At 66.3% G+C, this 19,538-nt stretch carries 19 protein-coding genes; 7 read left to right on the forward strand and 12 right to left on the reverse strand.

All coding sequences use genetic code 11. The features are described from left to right. Positions 1 to 169: 169 nt before the first annotated feature. The 7 genes from AvAM_RS03045 to AvAM_RS03075 all read right to left on the reverse strand — a co-directional run bounded on the left by AvAM_RS03045 (position 170) and on the right by AvAM_RS03075 (position 7,652). Positions 170 to 874, reverse strand: a complete 705-nt coding sequence (locus AvAM_RS03045; RefSeq protein WP_137745697.1) for a transcriptional regulator NanR — start codon at positions 872 to 874, stop codon at positions 170 to 172. A 130-nt stretch (positions 875 to 1,004) separates the two neighbouring features. Then, positions 1,005 to 2,387: a 3-oxo-isoapionate kinase OiaK gene (gene oiaK / locus AvAM_RS03050; protein ID WP_137745698.1), complete on the reverse strand. Its 1,383-nt coding sequence runs from the start codon at positions 2,385 to 2,387 to the stop codon at positions 1,005 to 1,007. After that, positions 2,387 to 3,649, reverse strand: a complete 1,263-nt coding sequence (locus AvAM_RS03055) for a ribulose-bisphosphate carboxylase large subunit family protein (protein WP_137745699.1) — start codon at positions 3,647 to 3,649, stop codon at positions 2,387 to 2,389. The genes oiaK and AvAM_RS03055 overlap by 1 nt, the downstream gene beginning before the upstream one ends. A gap of 2 nt (positions 3,650 to 3,651) precedes the next feature. Then, entirely contained in the window at positions 3,652 to 5,001 is a 1,350-nt protein-coding gene (locus AvAM_RS03060; protein ID WP_137745700.1) for a TRAP transporter large permease, read from the reverse strand. A 33-nt stretch (positions 5,002 to 5,034) separates the two neighbouring features. Next, complete coding sequence (locus AvAM_RS03065) at positions 5,035 to 5,478, reverse strand: TRAP transporter small permease (RefSeq protein ID WP_249367903.1); 444 nt, start codon at positions 5,476 to 5,478, stop codon at positions 5,035 to 5,037. Positions 5,479 to 5,690: 212 nt separating this feature from the next. Further along, on the reverse strand, positions 5,691 to 6,677 hold the full coding sequence (locus tag AvAM_RS03070) for a TRAP transporter substrate-binding protein (RefSeq protein WP_375708135.1): 987 nt from the start codon (positions 6,675 to 6,677) through the stop codon (positions 5,691 to 5,693). A 144-nt stretch (positions 6,678 to 6,821) separates the two neighbouring features. Continuing rightward, positions 6,822 to 7,652 (reverse strand): phosphogluconate dehydrogenase C-terminal domain-containing protein, encoded by an 831-nt coding sequence (locus AvAM_RS03075; protein WP_137745702.1) that lies wholly within the window; start codon positions 7,650 to 7,652, stop codon positions 6,822 to 6,824. Between the two features lie 418 nt (positions 7,653 to 8,070). Here AvAM_RS03075 and AvAM_RS03080 point away from each other — a divergent pair, with 418 nt between their 5' ends. Next, positions 8,071 to 8,709 carry a pseudouridine synthase gene (locus AvAM_RS03080; RefSeq protein WP_171012123.1) on the forward strand — a complete coding sequence of 213 codons (639 nt, stop codon included), beginning with the start codon at positions 8,071 to 8,073 and terminating at the stop codon, positions 8,707 to 8,709. Here the strand turns inward: AvAM_RS03080 and AvAM_RS03085 are convergent. Both AvAM_RS03085 and gstA read right to left on the reverse strand, forming a co-directional pair. After that, positions 8,631 to 9,335 carry a glutathione S-transferase family protein gene (locus tag AvAM_RS03085; RefSeq protein ID WP_137745703.1) on the reverse strand — a complete coding sequence of 235 codons (705 nt, stop codon included), beginning with the start codon at positions 9,333 to 9,335 and terminating at the stop codon, positions 8,631 to 8,633. The two genes, AvAM_RS03080 and AvAM_RS03085, sit on opposite strands and share 79 nt — an antisense overlap. Continuing rightward, the gene (gene gstA, locus AvAM_RS03090; RefSeq protein ID WP_137745704.1) at positions 9,332 to 9,940 is read right to left on the reverse strand and encodes a glutathione transferase GstA; all 609 of its coding nucleotides are present in this window, start codon (positions 9,938 to 9,940) and stop codon (positions 9,332 to 9,334) included. Before gstA ends, AvAM_RS03085 begins: the two co-directional genes overlap by 4 nt. A 117-nt stretch (positions 9,941 to 10,057) precedes the next feature. On the opposite strand from gstA, the gene AvAM_RS03095 reads away from it, so the two are divergent. After that, the gene (locus AvAM_RS03095; protein WP_137745705.1) at positions 10,058 to 10,948 is read left to right on the forward strand and encodes a LysR family transcriptional regulator; all 891 of its coding nucleotides are present in this window, start codon (positions 10,058 to 10,060) and stop codon (positions 10,946 to 10,948) included. 113 nt (positions 10,949 to 11,061) lie between these two features. Then, positions 11,062 to 11,607, forward strand: a complete 546-nt coding sequence (locus AvAM_RS03100; protein ID WP_137745706.1) for a dihydrofolate reductase family protein — start codon at positions 11,062 to 11,064, stop codon at positions 11,605 to 11,607. 96 nt (positions 11,608 to 11,703) lie between these two features. On the opposite strand, the gene AvAM_RS03105 is transcribed toward AvAM_RS03100, so the two are convergent. Beyond that, the gene (locus AvAM_RS03105) at positions 11,704 to 12,141 is read right to left on the reverse strand and encodes an Lrp/AsnC family transcriptional regulator (RefSeq protein WP_137745707.1); all 438 of its coding nucleotides are present in this window, start codon (positions 12,139 to 12,141) and stop codon (positions 11,704 to 11,706) included. A gap of 130 nt (positions 12,142 to 12,271) precedes the next feature. Between AvAM_RS03105 and AvAM_RS03110 the strand changes: the two genes are divergently transcribed. Then, positions 12,272 to 12,829, forward strand: a complete 558-nt coding sequence (locus tag AvAM_RS03110) for an alpha/beta hydrolase (RefSeq protein WP_137745708.1) — start codon at positions 12,272 to 12,274, stop codon at positions 12,827 to 12,829. A 160-nt stretch (positions 12,830 to 12,989) separates the two neighbouring features. Here the strand turns inward: AvAM_RS03110 and AvAM_RS03115 are convergent, their stop codons facing one another. After that, a complete protein-coding gene (locus AvAM_RS03115) occupies positions 12,990 to 13,523 on the reverse strand; it encodes a DUF2242 domain-containing protein (protein WP_137745738.1) in 534 nt (177 codons plus the stop codon). 530 nt (positions 13,524 to 14,053) lie between these two features. Here AvAM_RS03115 and AvAM_RS03120 point away from each other — a divergent pair. Further along, positions 14,054 to 14,491: a thermonuclease family protein gene (locus tag AvAM_RS03120; protein ID WP_137745709.1), complete on the forward strand. Its 438-nt coding sequence runs from the start codon at positions 14,054 to 14,056 to the stop codon at positions 14,489 to 14,491. Between the two features lie 21 nt (positions 14,492 to 14,512). Here AvAM_RS03120 and AvAM_RS03125 read toward each other — a convergent pair whose 3' ends face one another. Next, positions 14,513 to 16,219: a flagellinolysin gene (locus AvAM_RS03125; protein WP_137745710.1), complete on the reverse strand. Its 1,707-nt coding sequence runs from the start codon at positions 16,217 to 16,219 to the stop codon at positions 14,513 to 14,515. Positions 16,220 to 16,496: 277 nt separating this feature from the next. Here AvAM_RS03125 and AvAM_RS03130 point away from each other — a divergent pair, with 277 nt between their 5' ends. Both AvAM_RS03130 and AvAM_RS03135 read left to right on the forward strand, forming a co-directional pair. Next, positions 16,497 to 17,768, forward strand: a complete 1,272-nt coding sequence (locus tag AvAM_RS03130) for an MFS transporter (protein WP_137745711.1) — start codon at positions 16,497 to 16,499, stop codon at positions 17,766 to 17,768. A 148-nt stretch (positions 17,769 to 17,916) separates the two neighbouring features. Continuing rightward, complete coding sequence (locus AvAM_RS03135; protein WP_137745712.1) at positions 17,917 to 19,536, forward strand: DUF1800 domain-containing protein; 1,620 nt, start codon at positions 17,917 to 17,919, stop codon at positions 19,534 to 19,536. Positions 19,537 to 19,538 lie beyond the last annotated feature (2 nt).

Below are 19,538 nucleotides of genomic sequence, written 5' to 3' on the forward strand. Positions count from 1 at the left end.
GCTGCACACGCCGTACGGCTTCGAAATAGCTACCAATTTGATAGCGCGGCAGGACAATGCGACAGGCGCCTTGCCTGCATATTTTCAAGAAAAAGAGAGCGCCACCCGGTTTTCGTGTGTTTCGCTTTGATGCCTTCTGCCGCGCAACCTGCCAGTGCTGCGTTGCACGCTAGCTGTGCGCGCGGTACAGCACGTTGGCACGGGTCAGGTGGTCGTGCATGGCCATTGCAGCGGCATCAGGGTCGCGCGCGGCAATGGCTTCGTAGATGCGGGTGTGTTCTGCCAGGGTGACCTGTTCTGCCCCGGGGGCGCGCACGATGGTCTGGTAGAAAGCGCTGGCCCAGTTGAACATTGCTTCGACGATGGCCGGAAAAATCGGATTGCCACTGATGACCGCAATCTCTCGGTGAAACAGCATGTCGCGGTTCACAAAGACGCTCAGGTCGCTCAGGGAAGCGCGGTGCGCATCCAGGCAGGCCCGCAGGCGCTCAATGTCGGCATCGCTCGCCTTTTGTGCCGCAATACGGCACAGGCCGGTTTCGAGGAAGAGGCGCGCATCCTTGAGGTGGCCGAGCATGTCAGGCTGCATCTGCAGCAGGTGCTTGGCGCCGCCAGCGACCTGCTCAATCAGGAGGTCGGCCGTGGGTACCACGACCCGGGCGCGCTCGCCATGGGTGATCTCGACGATCCCGGACCGCGCAAGGTCCTGAAGTGCCTCGCGCACCGCAGGCCGCCCTACACCGTAGGCGTCCATCAGATCTCGCTCTGACGGGAGATGGTCTCCGGCACCCCATTCGCCGGCCCGAATCCGGTTCATCAGGCGATCCACCACCTCCTGGTAGATTTTTCGTCTCTGGATAGGCTCGGAATTCATGGCGGTGGAGGATACCGTACCCCTGGCGTCGGCAGGACCTCCGGCGGATTCCCACGCAGCCACAGGCGGCTGCGGGTGGCCGCTAGCTCCCAGAAGCGCCAAAGCGGTGACTGTGTGTGGATCACCCACTTCATGCGGCGGTGCCGCGCAGCGCCTGGCCAAAGAAGTCTTCGCCCCCCATTTGGCCGCCCTTGAGCACGATTTCAAGGCCATCCATCGCCGGGGTATCTGACCATGCTCGGCACAACGGGGCGCCAGGCACCAGCTGCGAATGCACCGTCAGCGCGGTGATGTCCAGGGCGCTGGCCACGGCACCCGAGCTGTCGCCACCCGCAATCGCCACGCGGCGTACTCCGGTCTGAGCGATGACCTCCTGCATGCAGCGCGCCAGCGCCTGCCCCACCATGGCATGGGCCTGCGGCACGGTCACCCCCGCGCGCATCGCCGCTTCAGGAAACTGCACGACATGCGGGTCGTCGGGCCCGCTGGCCGAGTAGATGAGGGGCGGGCGCCCTGCGGCAACCGCCTGCACCGCGCCTGTCACCACCCGTGCCACTTCGGCCTGTGCCACCTGCGCATCCAGCAGGCGCTCAACGACCAGGCGCTCGGTGGCAAAGCCATGGTTTTGCGCCCAGGCGATCTGCGCCGCCGTCACGGGTGAGCAGCTTCCGCTGACCGCCACCATGGATGCAGCAGGCTGCGTGCGCGCAAGTGCTGCACCGCCCGCCAGGGCACCGCTGTGCCGCCAATGCGCCACCAGCGCGTACTCCAGCCCGGACGACGAGGCAGAAAACACGCCGTTTCCGCGCTCTTCCCAAATCACCCGCCCGGCTTCGGCCAGTGTGCGGTCATCCACCACGTCCATCAAGACGACGGGTGGCGCGGCGGCATCGCGCAACGGCGCCAGGGCCTCCGGTCCGTGCCCGGCGTGCAGGGTAACCAGATCGATCAGCTCCAGCCGCCGCGGCGTCTGTTTTGCCAGGTGCTGCCTCAGGTCGGCCTCGGGCATGGGGGTGACGGGGTGGCGCGACATGGTGGGATGCCGGTCCAGGCGGTGCACCGTGCCTCCCATGGCAGCAAACAGGTTGCCAAAAGCCTGGTAGCGGCGCAGGCGGGGCGCACCAATGACCATGGGCGACCAGGCGCCGCCCATGGCGGCCACACCCAGTTCGATGGCCTGACCGATGGAGCCGATCTCAGGGCTGGAGTCGAAGGTGGAGCAGACCTTGTATTGCAGGATGGGCGCCCCGAAGGCCTGCAGGACGGCAAAGGCCGTGGGCAGGTGCTCGCGCATCCAGGCCGGGCTGCGCCCGCGCGAGGTGCCGGCCAGGCCGATGCAGCGCATGTGCGCAAAGCGCTGCACCCAGGCGGCAGACGGTGGCTGCAGAAACAGCACGGTGGGAACGCCGGCCAGAGTAAAGGCCTCCATCACGTCGGTGGAGCCGGTGAAGTCGTCGCCGTAGTAGGCCAGCAGGGGCCCTTCGGGCAGGGCGTGGTCGGTGTGCGCGTTCATCACCAAAAGCCCAGCGCCTGTTGCAGTTCGGGGTGGGTGGCGGCGTGCTGCGCCAGCGGCACATCGGCCACGGCTGCATCCCAGGCCTGGCGCAGTGCGGTCACCCCGGCGGGCACGCCCGCCGGATGGCCGAAGATGCCGCCCCCGGCGGCAAAGATCAGGTCCTGGCTGCCCGCAGCGGCATAGGTGGCAGCGGCGACCAGGCCGGTCTGGCCCGAGCTGAACACCGGCATGACATGCATGGGCGCATGCGGCCACAGCGGCTCGGTCACGGCCTGTACCGAGGCGCGCACCTGGTCGTCGCCCTCGCTGAACTTGTTGCCAAGGCCGTTGACGTGCAGATGGTCGGCACCGGCCAGCCGCCAGAGCTTGTGCCAGGGGCGGTAGTCCCAGCCCAGCGCAGGGTGGCGGCTCAGGTAACCCCAGCCGTTGCGGTGAGCGTGGATGGGCAGGCTGCTGTGGCGACGCAGTTCGTGCAGCCCGCTCAGGCCCACCGAGTTGAGACTGACCATGACGCAGGTGCCGCCCTGGGCCTGCACGAAGTCGTGGCGTCGCTTCATCTCGTCGATCTCGCCCGTGAGGTTGAAGGCCACCATCACTTTGCGGCCCAGGCGGTCAGCGCCGGCGTGCACCTCGCGCATGACGGCGCGCACGCGGTCCTCGAACGGGCAATGGGGGCCGTCGGCCTGCAGCTCGTCATCCTTGATGAAGTCGATGCCGCCTGCAATGAGCTTTTTCACCTCGGCGGCGGTCTGCTCAGGGCCCATGCCCACGCTGGGTTTGAGGATGGTGCCTATCAACGGCCCATGCGCCCCCCCCGCCAGCGCCCGCGTCCCGGTAATGCCAAACGCCGGCCCTGGGTAGACATCGGCGAACGCACTGGGCAAGTGCAGGTCGGTGATGCGCAGGCCCGAAACGCATTGCAGCTCAAACAGGTTACCGGCCACCGTCGCGAGCACATTGGGCAGCGATGTGCCTATGTTGCCCAGCGGCCACGAGAGTTCCAGCTCGCAGCGGGTAAAGCGCGCGCCTTCGGCGTAGCACCCGGGCAGGCTGGGGTGGTCCACGGTGTCCAGCACGGACAGGCGCTCAACGCGAGCGCCGCTGCGCTCCTTGAGTTCGGCTGTCTCGTTGGCGAGGGCTAAGAAAGTGCCGCTGGATTGCTCACCCGCAATGATCTCTGCGGCTTTGGCTGGGGACTCACTGGTTTCCAGCCAGTAACGCGCGTGGATGCGATCGGAAGACGCAGGAGACTGCAGCATGTTCATTGGGAGTTGGAAGTTGGAGCAGTAGGAGCGGATGGAGCCGCTGGCGCAGGCGCCACAACGGCCGCTTTGCGGGGGAACACCGCATCCCGAGCAAGCAGCGAAATGGAGGGGATGTAGGTGACCAGCATCAGACAACCCAGAATGACCAGCACAAACGGAAGCAGATGACCAATGATGCGGTCCAGGGAAATCTTGGCCACGGTACAGGCCGCAAACAGGTTGACGCCAAAGGGCGGCGTGATCATGCCCAGGGCCAGGTTGACAACCATGATCGTGCCGAAATGCACGGGGTCTACCCCGAAGTGGATAGCAACAGGCACCAGGATGGGCGCCAGAACAATGATGGCGGCCGAGGTTTCAATGAACATGCCGATGACAAAGAGCGCCGCATTCACGCCCAGCAGAAACCAGCCGGGCGAGCGCAGCACCTCGGTCAGCCACACGCCAATCGCATCCGGGATGCCAGCCCGTGTGATGAGGAAAGCGAACAGCCCCGCATTGGCAATGATGAACAGGATCACGGCGCTGGAGAGCACCGACTTGCGCAGCACCTGGACGAGGTCTGCGAGCCTGAGCTCGCGATGGATGAGCAGCCCCACCATCAGGGCGTAGAACACCGCAACCACGGATGCCTCGGTGGGCGTGAAGATGCCACCATAGATGCCCCCCAGGATGATCACCGGCATCAGGAGAGCCCACCCGGCCTCGCGCGTGGCCACCAGCGGAGGCAAACGGCCTTCGCCGTCTTGCTTGCCCCAGCCCTTGTAGCGTGCGTGCAGGTGCACAAACAGCATCAGCGCACCGCCAATCAGCAGGCCAGGACCCAGGCCCGCAACAAACAGCTCGCCAATGGACACTTCGGCGGCCACACCGAACAGGATCATGGGAATGGACGGCGGAATGATCACGCCCAGCTCTGCTGCCGTGGCCTGCAATGACGCGGCATAGCTGGTGGGATAGCCATGCTTGACCAGCGCAGGGATCAGGATGGACCCGATGGCGAACGTGGTGGCCACCGAAGAGCCTGATACGGCCGCAAAAATCATGCAGGTGAGCACGCAGCTCATGGGCAAACCGCCTTGCACGCCGCCCACCAGCGATTTCGCGAAATGGACCAGGCGGCGAGAGATGCCACCGTTCTCCATCAAGTTTCCGGCAAGGATGAAAAACGGTACGGCGGCCAGCGGAAAGCGGTCGATGGCGGAAAACATTTCCTTGGGAACAAGTATGAGCCGCGCCGGGTCGAAGAACGCCAGCCCCAGGATGGCAGAGCCACCAATGGAAACGGCGATGGACACGCTGAACGCGAAGCCCAGCAACATGGTGACAAGCAGGGTGAGCGACATGGCTTGGGGTGTACAGGTTGACGCAGCAGAGGACTACTGCGCGGTAGAAAGCTCGTCGTCCACGGGGTCGAGGTGGTGCGCCACCACCGCCAGCATGGCAAGCAGCGCGCCCACAGGCAACGCGGCGTATGCCCAGCCCATCGACAGATCCATGCTGGCAAAGGTCTGGAAACGCACGCGCTGCACCAGGTCCAGCCCAAACCACGCCAGCACAACGAGAAACAGGAGGTTGACCGTGGTGATAGTCCCGCGCACCACCTTGCGCCATGCGCCCTTCGAGACACGCAGCATCAGGTCCACCGAGACCAGGGCACCTTGACGGAACGCCGCCACGATGCCCAGCGCCACCATCCAGATCAACAACCGCCGCATGGCTTCTTCCGTCCATGAAGAGGGCTGCTGGAACAAAAACCGGGCGATCACCTGCCACAGCCCCAGGCACGAGACGATGGCGAGCAAGCCACATGCAACAGCCATGCTGAGGCTGGTCAAGCCACGGTCAAGGCGGAGTATGAGATTTTTCATGGATGGGAACGGTGGACCCAGGGGCTGCAGGCACGCCACGGCCGCCATCGGCGCGTGGAATGGCCCGGCCCTGACGGACCACCCTGAACAAGAACCAAGGAAGCGGAGGGTGCGCACCCAGGGGTGCGGCCCCCGCTGACGAAGAACGCAGCAGTCCGGGTGAACTACTTCACGGCCTGGATGCTGGCAATGCGCTCTGCACCGAACTCCCGGGCATAGGCCGTATAAGCGGGCGCCACAGCTTTGCGGAAGCTGTCGCCATTGACGTTTTCGTCAATCTGCATGCCGTCCTTGCGCAGCTCGGCGATGCCGTTGGCTTCGTCATCATTGACCTTTTTGCGCTGGACGGCGGCGGCCTTGCGCGCGGCCGCAGTGAACACCTGCTTGTCGGCCTCGGACAGCTTGCCCCAGATCGCAGGAGAGAGCACCAGCACCGCTGGCGAGTACACATGCTTGGTCAGAGACAGGTACTTTTGGACCTGGGACAGCTTGGCAGAAAGGATCACGGGGATGGGGTTTTCCTGTCCATCCACGGTCCCTTGTTGCAGCGCGGTGAAAACTTCGGGCCAGGCCATCGGCGTGGGCATGATGCCGAAGGTCTTGTAGCCCTCCATGTGCACCTTGTTTTCCATGGTGCGCATCTTCAGACCACGCGCATCTTCTGCACTGTGGATCGCGCGCTTGCTGTTGGTCATGTGGCGAAAGCCGTTCTCGGTCCACGCCAGCCCGACGATGCCTTTGGCCGTCATCTTGGACAACAGCTCCTGCCCGATAGGGCCGTCCATCACCTTGCGGGCATGGTCGTAGTCGCGGAACAGGAAAGGAATATCGACGATCTTCACCTCGGGCACAAAGTTTCCAAGGGCGCCCGTGGACACGTTGGCTGCATCCTGGGTGCCCAGCTGAACGGCTTCGATCATCTCGCGCTCACCACCGAGCGAATTGTTGGGAAACTGCTGGCACTTGTAGCGACCCTGGGTCCCCGCGTCCACGGCATCACAAAACGCCACAGCCCCCATACCGTAGTGCGAGTTGAGGGCGTTGGAGTAGCCAATCTTGAGCACAGTCTGCGCTTGCGCGCCTGCGTGCAGAAACAGGCAAGCCATCAAGGCGGCGGCCTTGGTCATCGAACGGCGGAAAGTTTTGTTCATCGTTTTGTCTCCTGTGTGGTGGTTTTTTCAAACATGACGGGGGCGCAACACAACCCAGGCCAGCACGCCCCACCAAGGCGGGCGGCTTTGCACACTGCTTTTTGCGGAAGCCCCGGGAAAGATGCGCGCGCGGTGCCCAGGCAATCAGGTAATGCGACGGATGCTTTCCGCAATCTCGTCCTTGTCGAACACGTTTTTCCAGTCATCCCGCATGAGGCGGGGCTTGCCATGGACGATGGCCTTGTTGCAGGCATCGGAGAACTGGCCGGGAATCTGCTTGAAGATCACTGCGCTCAGGATGGTCATGTGGCCCAGCAGGAAATCGCGGGCCGCATCGGCAGGCACGCCCCGGGCGATCACTTCGTCCATGGCCTCCCGCATCACATCGAGCAAGGTGGCGCAAACAGTTTCTGAAAGGCCGGGCTCCAGCATCGCCATCTGCTCCACCGTCACGCGGTACGAGCGCTCAATCGGCTGATAGATGGTTTTGGCAATCGACTCACCCAGATCAAAAGCCGACTCGGGCCCCTGCATCAGCGCGCTCACGACCGACTGCGGCGCGGCCACTCCGCCAAAGTAGTCGGGCGAACCTGCCTGGTGCGCCCGGGGGTGGAAGATCGAAGGGTGACAAGGGTGCGCCACGAAATACACCAGATCGGCCCGATCCGGCAGATGCCCGGCAAAAGGCGCCGCCGCATCCAGCGTCATCACCATCGTGCCCGGCTTGAGCTGCGGCGCCATGTCGGCAGCCAACCGGCCAATCAGCGTATCCGGCACGGCAAGGATCACCACATCCACGCCATCCAGCGCCTGCGCCATGGGCATGCATTCAACACCCACCTCGGTGCGCAAGCGCTCCTGACCCACGGCGCTTGGCTCGACGTGGCGCACCTCATAGGGCGAACCCTTCAAGTTCTGCGACAGGCGAACCCCCATCTTCCCCCCTGCACCAAACAGCGCAATCTTTGCGGTCATGTATCTCTCCATCGTTGGCAAGAGTGCGGCTGAATGCCGCCCCCCTGAGTCACCGGAGATGGCCTGCGGATCGGGCCACCTTTCTGGTGTGATGGTATGACGAGTACATCATCATCTATAGAGGGTTTTCCCGGGACTGTCGCTCCGTGATCCCGCTGCGCTAAAGGCCCGACAAGGGTTCAACCGCCGAGGACAAGGAGGACGCACACCACGCATCTATAAGGCAAAACCAGCGCGTTCCATGAAGCACACCCCGCATGCCGAAGTGCTATCCATTCAATAGCGTGATATGAATATTTGGCAAGCACCTTGAGCCCCTCTTACACCTAAACTACCCACTGCATTTACCCAATCTGCACCGCACGGCCCCGGTGCCCGCCCTGGCGGCACGACCAGCCCTACCTGCCCCACGCCTCCCATGACCCGCCCTGCCCCACCCCGCCTGATCCGCTTCAACAAACCCTATGGCGTGCTCAGCCAGTTCACGGCCGAGGGCAAGTGGCAGGGGCTGAAGGACTACATCGACCTGCCCGGCGTGTACGTGGCCGGGCGCCTGGACGCCGACAGCGAAGGCCTGCTGCTGCTGACCAACAGCGGCCCGCTGCAGGCCCACATTGCCGACCCGCGCTTCAAGATGGAGAAAACCTACTGGGTGCAGGTCGAAGGCGTCCCGGATGAAGCCGCGCTGGCCGCACTGCGCAGCGGCGTGGTGCTGAACGACGGCCCCACCCTGCCCGCCCGCGCGCGGCTGATGGAACCCGCGCCCGCCGTGTGGGACCGCGACCCGCCCATCCGCGAACGCAAAGCCATCCCCACCGCGTGGATCGAACTCATCATCCGCGAGGGCCGCAACCGCCAGGTGCGCCGCATGACGGCCGCCGTGGGTCACCCCACGCTGCGGCTGATCCGCGCAGCCATCGGGCCGCACACGCTCGACGGCCTGGCGCCCGGCACCTGGGCCGACGCCGATGCAGGCAGCTACGCCGCCACCGCCCCCATGCGCCGCGACAGCGCCGAGCCCCGCGCGCGCAAGAACCCGCGCAAGCCGTCGGCGTAGTCCGGCCCCACGGCCTGCTGCACCGAGGTGCGGGCGGCCAATGCGGTGCGCCAGTGCGCCACCTGCGGCAGGCCCTGCCACAGGCCCAGGTCGTCCACACCCGGCAGGTCATCGATCACATCGAAGTACCGGAACACGGGGCCGAACACCGCGTCCACCATGCCAAAGTCCGCCCCCGCGAAATAGGGGCCGGGCCCGCTGCGTTGCGCCAGCGCGTGTTCGATCTGCACAAAACGGCTGCGCAGCTCCTGCGCGCGGCCCTGCAGGGCGGCCTCGTCGGGCGCGGAGTAGAACGCGCCGATGGTGCCCAGCACCGCAGAGCCAAACTCCATCCAGGCCCGGTGGCGTGCGCGCTGCAGTGGGTCTTGCGGGTGCAGCGCGGGCATGGCCACATCGTCCAGGTATTCGCAGATCACGGCCGATTCGAACAGGCTCTGGCCGCGCACCTGCAGCACGGGTGTCTTGCCCAGGGGCGAGAGGGCCAGGAACCAGTCGGGCTTGTTCGCCAGGTCGATGGTGCGGCGCTCGAACGCCAAGCCCTTTTCGTGCAGCACGATGGCCACGCGCTGCACGTAGGGGCACAGTGCGTGCGAGACCAGCGTGAGCGCGGGTGCGGCCCCGGTCACGACAACAGCCCCTCGGCGCGCAGTGCGACCTGCACCTGCGGGCGGGCTGCCACGCGCGCCATCCAGGCCTGCAGGTGCGGGTAGGCGGTGAGCGGGATGCCCAGCAGGTTCGACCAGTTGACGATGGTGAAGCCATAGGCATCGGCCACGCTGTAACGGCCCGCCAGGAAGTCGCTACGCGACAGCACGGCATCCATCTCGGCAAACCGCACGGCCAGTTTGGCCCGCACAGCCTGGCGCGTGGAGTCTGCCGTCTCCTTGTGCCACAGCCAGGGGCTGAAGCCCTTGTGCAGCTCGGTGCTGACGAAGGTGAGCCACTCCAGCACCGCCAGGCGTTCGCGCGAGCCAGGCTGGCCGATGAGGGTCTGTGCCGGATCCAGGTCGGCCACGTACTGCAGCAAGGCTGCGGCTTCGGTGTGGCGCGAGTGGTCGTCCAGCTCCAGCAGGGGCACATAGCCACGCGGCGAGATGTCGAGGTAGTTGGTGCCGGTTTCGGTGGTGTGGCGGGCCAGATCGACCTTGACCAGGTCGAAAGAGGCGCCCACCTCACGCAGGGCAATGTGGACGGCGAGCGAGCAGGCGCCAGGGGCGTGGTAGAGCTTCATGATGGCAAAGTGCTTTCTTGGGTGTGCAAGGTGGAAGGTCGCCCCCGGAGACCACAGGCTGGCACCGGGCGGCAAACAGAATCTATGCTTGCACCTACGCAAACAAAATCCGCAGCCATGAAATCAACCATTGCACCAACGCAATATCGTCTGGGCGCTGCCGAGCTAGAAGTGCTGCTGGCCATGGTGCGCACCGGCACACTGGCGGCGGCGGGCGAGCGGCTGGGGGTGGATGCATCCACCGTGTTCCGCGCCATCCAGCGCATCGAGCGCGGGCTGGGCCAGCCGTTGTTCGAGCGCTCGCGTGCGGGCTACCGCGCCTCGGAACTGACCAAGGCGCTGGCCGAACAGGCCGAGCGTGTTGAGGCCGCACTGGAAGCCGCGCGCACCGCCGCGCAGGCCCAGCCCGAGCAGATCACAGGCACGGTGCGCATCTCCACCACCGACACCATCCTGCACGGCCTCATCGCCCCGGCCCTGCAGCAGCTGCAACCCCAGCACCCGGCCCTGGCGTACGAGCTGCACGCGGGCAACGAGCTGGTGAGCCTCACGCGGCGTGACACCGACATCGCCGTGCGTGCCACCAAGCGCCCGCCGCAGCACCTGGTGGGCCGGCAGCTGGGCATGGTCCGCGCAGCGCTCTACACCGCCGCAACCAGCCCGCTGGCCCTGTCCGACGTGGAGGCGGGCCACGCGGCCTGGATTGCCCCGGACGACGCCCTGCCCGACCACCCTTCAGTGCGCTGGCGCAAGAAGCGTTTTCCCAAGGCGCAACCCACCTACCGCGTGAACAGCCTGCTCACGGTGATGGAGCTGGTGGCGCTGGGCATGGGCGTGGGCGTACTGCCGATCTTTCTGGCTCAGGCCCGCAGCGACCTGCGCCCGCTCACCGGGTCGCTGGCCGACTGCGAGACCGAGCTGTGGTTGCTGACGCACCCCGAGTCGCGCCACCTGCGGCGCATTGCGGCGGTGTATGGGCACCTTGCGGAGACGGTGCAGATGCCGTGACACAGGGCAAACCGTACAGGAGAGCTGTGAGGATGTGCTGCCAACACGTTGTCAGCAGCCACGCACTATGGTGTCCGCACCCACAGCGCAGCCCCCACCCCCGCATTCATCCCATGACCTCCGCCCAGTTCTACGGCGCAGCCAGCCTCGATGGCTTCATCGCCACACCCGACCACGACCTGGGCTGGCTGCTGCAGTTTGGCGATATCGAAGGCTCCAGCTACCCCGCCTTCATCCGCGATGTGGGCGCGCTGGCCATGGGGTCGCACACCTATGAATGGATGCTGAAACACGCCATCGACGCGGGACAGCCGTGGCCTTACGCGCAACCCACATGGGTATTCAGCTCGCGCACGCTGCGGGGCATTGCGGGCGCCGATGTGCGGTTTGTGCGCGGCGATGTGCGGCCGGTGCACCAGGCCATGGTGCAGGCGGCGGCGGGGCGCAATGTGTGGATCGTGGGCGGGGGCGAGCTGGCAGGGCAGTTTTACGACGCGGGCCTGCTCGACGAGCTGATCGTGCAGATCGCCCCGGTCACGCTGGGCGCAGGCACGCCGCTGTTGCCGCGCCGGATCGCCCAACCGGCGCTGCGCCTGACGTCGGTGACCACGCTGGGCGGCCTGTTTGCGGAGCTGCGCTACGCGGTGCCACGCCCGTAGCCAGTGCATGAATTGCTACATATTTAGTAGCTTCTTGAACAATACAGACGCGCGGTAACGGCCATTTTTTCTTGCAAGAGAATCGCCCCACCCGGGCTACCCCAGCGGCACCGCCTTATTCACCGGGTGCGACAGCACCAGCGAAGTGGACACACTGCCAAACGCGGCCAGGGCATCGACCACACGCTCCAGGTCGGCGGGCTGGCCGAAGGCGCAGCGCACCACAAAACAGTCTTCGCCTGTCACGCGCACGGCATCCAGCACCTCGGGCATGGACTGGAACAGCAACACATAACGCTGGATGTGTTCGTGCGTGGTGCGCACCCGCACCACGGCCTGCAGGCTCAGACCCACGGCGGCGAGGTTGATGCGGGCGGCGTAGCCCGCAATCACACCCGCGTCTTCGAGCTTTTTCACGCGCTCGCTCATGGCGGGCTGCGACAGGCCGATCTGCTTGCCTAGCGCCGACAGGCTCTGGCGCGCGTCGTGCTGCAGGGCCATGAGGATCTGCCGGTCTTTCTTGTCCAGTTCCACAGCGTGCTTTCTTAACGATGACTTCAAGGTTTGGGCGGGTGATTTCCGATCGCTGCCACTGGCCGAAGCGGCGGCGGTTTCCTATCGTGGGCGGGCAGTGATGGATCTGCTTTGACGACAAGGAATTTGGATGACGACGCGACCAGTTTTGCTCATTCCGGGCATCTACAACTCGGGCCCCACACATTGGCAATCATTGTGGCAAACCCAGCATGCAGGGGTGCTGCGGGTGGAGCAAGCCGACTGGGACCACCCCGTGTGCGACACCTGGGTGCGTGCGCTCGATGATGCGATTGCCGCGCTGCCGCAGCCCCCCATTCTGGTGGCCCACAGCCTGGGCTGCCTGGTGGCGTTGCACTGGGCCGCGCGCCACCACCGGGCCGTGCATGCGCTGCTGCTGGTGGCGGTGCCCGACCCCAGCGGGCCGAACTTTCCGGCCGAAGCCCGGGGTTTTGCGCCGCTGCCTGCCGCGTTGCCAGCACGGCCCACCCTGCCGCCCCCGACAAGACGGGTGCTGATGAGCAGCACCACCGACCCCTATTCCACCCCCGGTTTTTCGGCGCAATGCGCCAGCGCCTGGAACGCCGAGCCTGTGGTGCTGGGCGCGCGGGGCCACCTCAATGCCGACAGCGGGCTGGGCGACTGGCCCGAGGGGTGGGAACAGATAACGCGCTGGCGCGGCGAGTGATGCCCGCCCTACCGCTGCGGGGCGACAGGCCTCACACGTTCAGCCTTAGAGCGGCTAACAAAACTCAGCGAAGCGGTTCTGGCTAGGCGCTGCGTCGCAGGCAGTACGCGTAGTACGACAAGACGCGGCAACAACGCCAGAAGAGTTTTGTTAGCCGCTCTCAGCCCCCACTGGCCTGGGCCTGGTCGATGATGAGGTAGCGCTTGACCAGGTCGAAGAAACTTTCGTAGAAGGTGTCTTTGGAGATAGTCTCGCTGCCCACCTTGACCAGCGATTCGCTGCTGGAAGAGAACGGCAGCGACACCGAGCCGATGGCGCCCACGCCCACGCTGGCCGAGTTGTTGGTCTTGCGCAGGGCGTAAGTGTCCTGCAGCGCGGTCACAAAGCCCAGGCTCACCTTGCCGTCATTGGCCTCGGGCACACACACCACACGCACCACCATCTGCAGGTGCGATTCGGCCTCGGGCTGAAAGCTTTTTTTGCCTTCGATCAGCTCGGCCTGCTGGGTGGAGATCACATAGCCCTGGCTCAACAGTGCGCGGCGCGATGCCTCGCAGGTCTGGACAGGCGTGGCGTCGAACAGGCGCGAGTAGGTGGCCACGGAGCCAAAGTTTTCCTGCACCTCGAAGGTCTTGGCGGTGGTGCCCACACAGCCCGCCAGCAGCAGGGCCGATGCACCGCCCGCCACGGCCATTGCCAGCGCCCGCAGCAGGGCCCGGCCTGGCAAGTGGGCCACCGGAGTGGCGTGGGGCAAGGGGCAATCCGTCGGGGAGTTTGGTGTCATGTCTGGTTTTCTTCATGCGGCGCAACAGGCTGCTCTGACGGCACAGGCCGTGCGCGGTTCCATCGATTTTAGGGAGCGGCCAGCCCATCGGCCGCCATATGACCAAGGTTTGGCCAGGGTTTGAACGGGGTTTACCGCCGTGCCGACCATCATCCGGCAAGTTATACCCGCCGCGTGTGCAGCAAGTTGTGGATAACCCGCAGAACAACCCCGAGAAACGGCGCCAGTGCGTGGTTTCAGCGCGCTGCACAAAAAACCGGCAGCCCCGAGCAACGCAGCGCCTGAGCCCCAGTTCGGCATGAAGAGAGGCCAGCAGAAGCTACACTATTGATAGCTATCAGCGCTCTCCCATTGCGCGTAGACGGCCAAAAAGACTTGTAAAAAACGGCGACCTTCCAGGCCACAGGCCTGGCAGCGCCCGCACCACTCCTTCCCCTCCCGTGCCCCTTGCTTCCCTGCTCTGCCTGGTCGTCGCCATCAGCGACGGCGACACCCTCACCGCCCGCTGCGGCGTGCCTGGCGCCTACCAGCAGGTCAAGGTGCGCATTGCCGCCATCGATGCGCCCGAGTCACGCCAGGCGTTTGGCCAGAAGTCGCGGCAGAACCTGGCACGGCTGTGCTTCAAACAGCGCGCCACGCTGCAGCCGGTGGATGAAGACAACTACGGCCGCACGGTGGCCCATGTGCGCTGCGGCAGTGCCGACGTGGCCACGGCCCAGGTGCGCGCGGGCCTGGCCTGGGTGTACACGCCGTATGCCGAATCCCGCCCAGAGCTGGCAGCTTTGCAGTCAAAGGCGCGCAGCAACGGTGCCGGCCTGTGGTCGCAAAAGCGGCCGCTGGCGCCGTGGGACTACAGGCACCGGCGCAGCCAGCGCTGAACGGGGCTGGAGAGGGATGGATCAGGTGCGCAGCAGGGCCAACACGCCCTGGGGCATCTGGTTGGCCTGCACCACCATGGCGTTGCCCGCCTGTTGCAGGATCTGCTGGCGCGCCAGGGTGGCGGTCTCCACCGCAAAGTCGGTGTCGGTGATGCGCCCCCGGCTGGCCGAGAGGTTCTCGCTGCCGATCTGCAGGTTGGTGATGGCCGACTCCAGCCGCGACGACTGGGCACCGATGACGGCGCGCTGGCTGTTGACGTAGTCGAGCGCGCGGTCCACCGACACGATGGTCTGCGCGGCCGAGGTGGTCACGTCCAGCGTGTTGCGCAGCCCCATGGCACCGAGGCCAACCGCGCCCACGCGGGTTTCCATGGTCTGGTTGGCGTTGGCGCCCACCTGGAAGACCTTGGTGCTGATGGCGCCGCTGGACGACGCGATGTTTTCAAAGGTTTCGGTAAAGCCCTGCAGCACATTCTTGCCCGAGCGGCTGCCCTGGTTGGGGATGGCGGCCTTGGCGTCACGCACCATGCCACCGTCCACATCGGCGCCGCCGATGGCACCGGTGTCGGCGTTGTTCAGGTCAAAGCTGCCGATGAAAGCCGCGCCATTGAGCCCGAACTGCGTGAGCGCGTCCCCCGCATTGGTGAAGGCCCCGGCCGACGCGGCACCAATGGCCGCATTCAGCGTGGAGCCGGGGTTGTTGCTCATGTAGGTAAGCACATCCTTGATGCCAGTGCCACCCGCCGCCTTGATGCGTTCGTGCATGTAGCGCACGGCCGAATAGCTGGCCGAATAGAACTCGCTGGTGGTGGTCGGCCCGCCAATGGCCGTCACCACGGCGGCCACGCCCAGGTTGGCCACGTCGTTGCGCACCCGCTCTTCACCGCCGTGGATGAACTCGGCCGCGCCTTCGGCAAACCACAGGTGGTTGTTCGAGATGTCGTTCCAGTTGGTGGCGCGCGCCATCACGGCATGCACCATCTCATGGCCGACGGTGCGATCGCTGTAGAACGGCGCCGTGCCCCCATTGGGCATGTTGGGCGGCACAAAGTCGGCCATGTCCACCTGCAGCACCAGATTCAGCCCCCGCCCCTGCCCGTCGTAGCCGCCGAGGGGCTGGACATAGGCCCCCACACCGTATTGGCCATCGGTGAAACCGGTGAAGCGGATGTCCAGCGACGCACCATCGCCCTGGATGCCGTAAAAAGTGCGGATGAGGTTTTCGCTGCTCTCCAGCCAGCTGCCCGCACTGGTCATGCCATCGAACACAGCCAGCAGGTTTTCGTCGCCCACCACGCTGGCATCGGAGCGGTCGAACACCTCCATGCCGTTGAACTGCGTGGTGCGCCCGGTGCGGTCGATCTCTTGAGCCAGCCGCGTGACCTCGGCCTGGATGGCCTGGCGGTCGGACGCGCTGTTGGTGTCGTTGGCAGCCTGCACGGCAAGCTCGCGGATGCGCTGCAGGCTGGCAGTGACGCTTTGCAGCGCACCCTCGGCCGTCTGCATGAGCGAGAGGCCGTCATTGGCATTGCGCGCCGCCTGGTTGAGCCCCCGGATCTGGGAGGTGAACCGCTCGGAGATCGCCAGGCCCGCAGCGTCGTCCTTCGCGCTGTTGATGCGCAGGCCCGAGGACAGGCGCTGCACGGTCGTGGCCATGTCGTTCTGCGCATTGCCAAGCCGGCGCTGCGCATTGAGCGACATTACGTTGGTGTTGATCGTCAACCCCATGGCCTGCCCCGTGAACCCCTGGTGAGTGGTGGGTAAATACACAGCTCCCGCCCCCACGCCACAGCGCCGGGGACCCGGAAGCCCGCTTCTCTTTCTCCTTATCGACGGGCTCCGGCAAAACCTGAATAGCGATTTCTGCGGGTCTTTCCCCCAGCCACCAGCACGCCAGGGGCATGGCCGTTAGCATCGTGGGGTCTTTTCCCCCTTGGCCCGGCGGCGCCTTAAGAGCCTGTTCAAAGAAGTCGCTCTCAGCCCCGCGCCAACCGTCCCCGTTGCCATGACCGCTCCCCCATCCCCTCTTGCGGCGCCCGATGCCGAGCCCGCCAACGTCTACCGCCATTCCGGTTTTGTTGCTTTTCTGATCGCCCGCGTGGTGGCTGTGGTGGCCACCCAGGTGCAGGCCGTAGTCGTGGCCTGGCAGGTGTACGACCTCACCCGCGAGCCGCTGGCGCTGGCCTATGTGGGGCTGGCGCAGTTTCTGCCCATGTTGTGCCTGCTGCTGCCAGCGGGCGATTTGATCGACCGGTTTGCGCGCAAGCGCATCCTGGCGCTGGCCTGGGCGGTGGGCGGGGTGTGCAGCGCGTTGCTGTGGTGGCTGTCGGGCCACGGCGCCAGCGGTGTGGCGGGCATTTATGCAGTGCTGGTGCTCTACGGGTGCTCACGCGCTTTCTCGGGCCCGGCCATGCAAAGCCTGCTGCCGCAGATCGTGCCACGCGGGCATCTGGCCCAGGCCATGGCCGCCAACAGCATGCTGATGCGCGTGGCCAGCATCGGCGGGCCCCTGCTGGGCGGGCTGCTGTATGCGCTGGGTGGCGGCGAGCTGACCTATGCCATGTGCTGCGCCTGCTTTGCACTGGGGGTGGCGCTGGTGCTGCGGGTTCCGGTGGCGCACGGCACCGCGCCCGGCCCCACGCAGGGCACGATGTGGCAGCGCTTTGGCGCGGGCATCGGCTTCATCCGCTCGCGGCCCATCATCCTGGGCACCATCTCGCTGGACCTGTTTGCGGTGCTGCTGGGCGGCGTGGTGGCGCTGCTGCCCATCTATGCACAAGAGGTGCTGCATGTGGGCCCGGCGGGCCTGGGCGCGCTGCGCAGCGCCATGGCGGTGGGCGAAGTGGGCGCCGGGCTGTACCTGAGCATGCGGCCCTTCAACCGCCATGTGGGGCGCACCATGTTCATTGCCGTGGCGGTGTTTGGCGTGGCCAACCTGGTGTTTGCGCTGTCGCACTGGTTCTGGCTGTCGTTTGCGGCGCTGATGGTGGCAGGCGCGGCCGACATGGTGAGCGTGTACATCCGGGGCGCGCTGGTGCAGTTCTCCACGCCCGACACCATGCGCGGGCGGGTGAACGCAGTCAACATGCTGTTCATCGGCTCGTCGAACGAGCTGGGCGAGTTCCGCGCGGGCACCAGCGCCGCCTGGCTGGGCGTGGTGCCCGCCGCCGTGGTGGGCGGCCTGTGCACGCTGGGCGTGGTGGGGGGCTGGATGTGGGCCTTCAAGACGCTGCGCACGGTGGACCGCTTCGAGGAAGCTGCGCCGGCCAGCAGCTGAGCAGGTGAGCAGTTCAGCGGCGGCGCGACAGCCCGTGTAAACAAGCTCTGGGGCATTTGTGTCGCGCAGGTAAAACCCGCGCGGCAGGCTTGCACGCCGCGTGGGGGCGGCGCACCATGCGCCCACTGCCTGCCCCACAAGCGCGCCCATGAACGCACCCTTCGCTCCGCCCTCCAGCCATCTACAGCGCCGCACCGTGCTCGCAGGCCTAGGCCTGCTGGGCATGGCCGCCACCGCCCCTCTGGGCCTGGCCCGTGCCGCCGCCCCGGCAGGCGCCGCCCCCTGGGCCCAGGCCGACGAGGCCACCCTGGCCCGCCTGCTGGACCGCGTGACCTGGGGCAACATCGCCCAGGGCACGCAGGCGCTGCCGCCGCAGGGGGCTGCGGCCTATCTGACCGCCCAGCTGCGCCCGCCGCCCACCACGCTGCCGAGCGCAGCGCAGGCACAGATCGACGCCATGGCCATCACCCGCACGCCCTTGCCCGAGCTGGCCGCGCGCATGGAGGCGCAGCAACAGGCCGCCAAGGCCCAACCCACCGAAGAGGGCCGCAAGGCCGCACTCAAGGCCTGGCAGCAGGACATGCGCGCGCTGCAGCAAGAGGCGGCCGAGCGTTTTGTGCTGCGCGCGCTGTATTCCCCCACCCAGCTGCGCGAGAAGATGACCTGGTTCTGGATGAACCACTTCAACGTGTTTGCAGGCAAAGGCCCCTTGCGCGCGCTGGTGGGCGACTATGAAGAGCGCGCCATCCGCCCCCACGCACTGGGCCGCTTTCGCGACCTGCTGGGCGCCACGGTGCGCCACCCGGCCATGCTGCACTACCTGGACAACGCCCGCAACGCAGCGGGCCGCATCAACGAAAACTACGCGCGCGAGCTGATGGAGCTGCACACCCTGGGTGTGGACGGTGGCTACAGCCAGCAGGACGTGCAGGAGCTGGCGCGCGTGCTGACCGGCGTGGGCATTGCACGGCAGCCAGACAGCAACGAGCCCCCGCGCATGAAACCCGCGCTGCGCCGCCACTACGTGCGCGACGGCCTGTTCGAGTTCAACCCCCAGCGGCATGACTGGGAGCCCAAGACGCTGCTGGGCCAGCCGCTGCGCGCCGAAGGCCTGGCCGAGGTGGACGAGGCGCTCGACCGCCTGGCCCGTGCACCGGCCACGGCGCGTTTCATCACGCGCAAGATCGCGCTGTTCCTGGTGGGCGACCAGCCGCCGCCTGCGCTGCTGCAAACGCTGGCCCGCACGTTCGAGCGCACCGATGGCGACATCGCCGCCGTGCTGGAGGCGCTGTTCAGCGCGCCGGAATTTCACGCGTCGCTGGGCCAGCGGTTTCGCGACCCTGTGCACTACGTGCTGGCCGGCCTGCGCCTGGCCCATGGCGACGCCGTGCTGCCCGGCGCCGAGCCCGCACTGGGCTGGCTGCAGCGGCTGGCCGAGCCCTTGTACGGCCGCGCCACACCTGACGGCTACCCGCTGGACGCCGCCGCGTGGGCGGGCTCGGGGCAGATGTCCACCCGTTTCGAGATCGCCCGCGCCATCGGGGCCGGGGTGGCCTCCGCGCCCCTGTCCACCCCGCGCGAGAAGGAGATGAGGATGGCCGAGCAGTCCGCAGCGCAGCGCACGCCCCCGCCGCTGGCGCAGAGTGCCTATGTGCGCGCCCTGCAGCCCACCTGGTCGGCCGCCACGCGCAATGCGCTGGCGCAGGCCACCTCACCGCGCGAATGGAACCTGCTGTTCCTCGCGTCCCCCGAGTTCATGCACGGCTAGAA

Source organism: Acidovorax sp. NB1 (assembly GCF_005405905.1).
Taxonomy (GTDB): Bacteria; Pseudomonadota; Gammaproteobacteria; order Burkholderiales; family Burkholderiaceae_C; genus Acidovorax.

Bases quoted from the DNA above. Each gene is read 5' to 3' on its own strand.
- AvAM_RS03070 (WP_375708135.1), bottom strand. From the start codon at position 6,677: ATGAACAAAACTTTCCGCCGTTCGATGACCAAGGCCGCCGCCTTGATG.
- AvAM_RS03080 (WP_171012123.1), top strand. From the start codon at position 8,071: ATGACCCGCCCTGCCCCACCCCGCCTGATCCGCTTCAACAAACCCTAT.
- oiaK (WP_137745698.1), bottom strand. From the start codon at position 2,387: ATGAACGCGCACACCGACCACGCCCTGCCCGAAGGGCCCCTGCTGGCC.
- AvAM_RS03055 (WP_137745699.1), bottom strand. From the start codon at position 3,649: ATGCTGCAGTCTCCTGCGTCTTCCGATCGCATCCACGCGCGTTACTGG.
- AvAM_RS03125 (WP_137745710.1), bottom strand. From the start codon at position 16,219: ATGGGGTTGACGATCAACACCAACGTAATGTCGCTCAATGCGCAGCGC.
- AvAM_RS03095 (WP_137745705.1), top strand. From the start codon at position 10,058: ATGAAATCAACCATTGCACCAACGCAATATCGTCTGGGCGCTGCCGAG.
- AvAM_RS03075 (WP_137745702.1), bottom strand. From the start codon at position 7,652: ATGACCGCAAAGATTGCGCTGTTTGGTGCAGGGGGGAAGATGGGGGTT.
- AvAM_RS03130 (WP_137745711.1), top strand. From the start codon at position 16,497: ATGACCGCTCCCCCATCCCCTCTTGCGGCGCCCGATGCCGAGCCCGCC.
- AvAM_RS03135 (WP_137745712.1), top strand. From the start codon at position 17,917: ATGAACGCACCCTTCGCTCCGCCCTCCAGCCATCTACAGCGCCGCACC.
- AvAM_RS03065 (WP_249367903.1), bottom strand. From the start codon at position 5,478: ATGGCTGTTGCATGTGGCTTGCTCGCCATCGTCTCGTGCCTGGGGCTG.
- AvAM_RS03060 (WP_137745700.1), bottom strand. From the start codon at position 5,001: ATGTCGCTCACCCTGCTTGTCACCATGTTGCTGGGCTTCGCGTTCAGC.
- AvAM_RS03115 (WP_137745738.1), bottom strand. From the start codon at position 13,523: ATGGCCGTGGCGGGCGGTGCATCGGCCCTGCTGCTGGCGGGCTGTGTG.
- AvAM_RS03110 (WP_137745708.1), top strand. From the start codon at position 12,272: ATGACGACGCGACCAGTTTTGCTCATTCCGGGCATCTACAACTCGGGC.
- AvAM_RS03045 (WP_137745697.1), bottom strand. From the start codon at position 874: ATGAATTCCGAGCCTATCCAGAGACGAAAAATCTACCAGGAGGTGGTG.
- AvAM_RS03100 (WP_137745706.1), top strand. From the start codon at position 11,062: ATGACCTCCGCCCAGTTCTACGGCGCAGCCAGCCTCGATGGCTTCATC.
- gstA (WP_137745704.1), bottom strand. From the start codon at position 9,940: ATGAAGCTCTACCACGCCCCTGGCGCCTGCTCGCTCGCCGTCCACATT.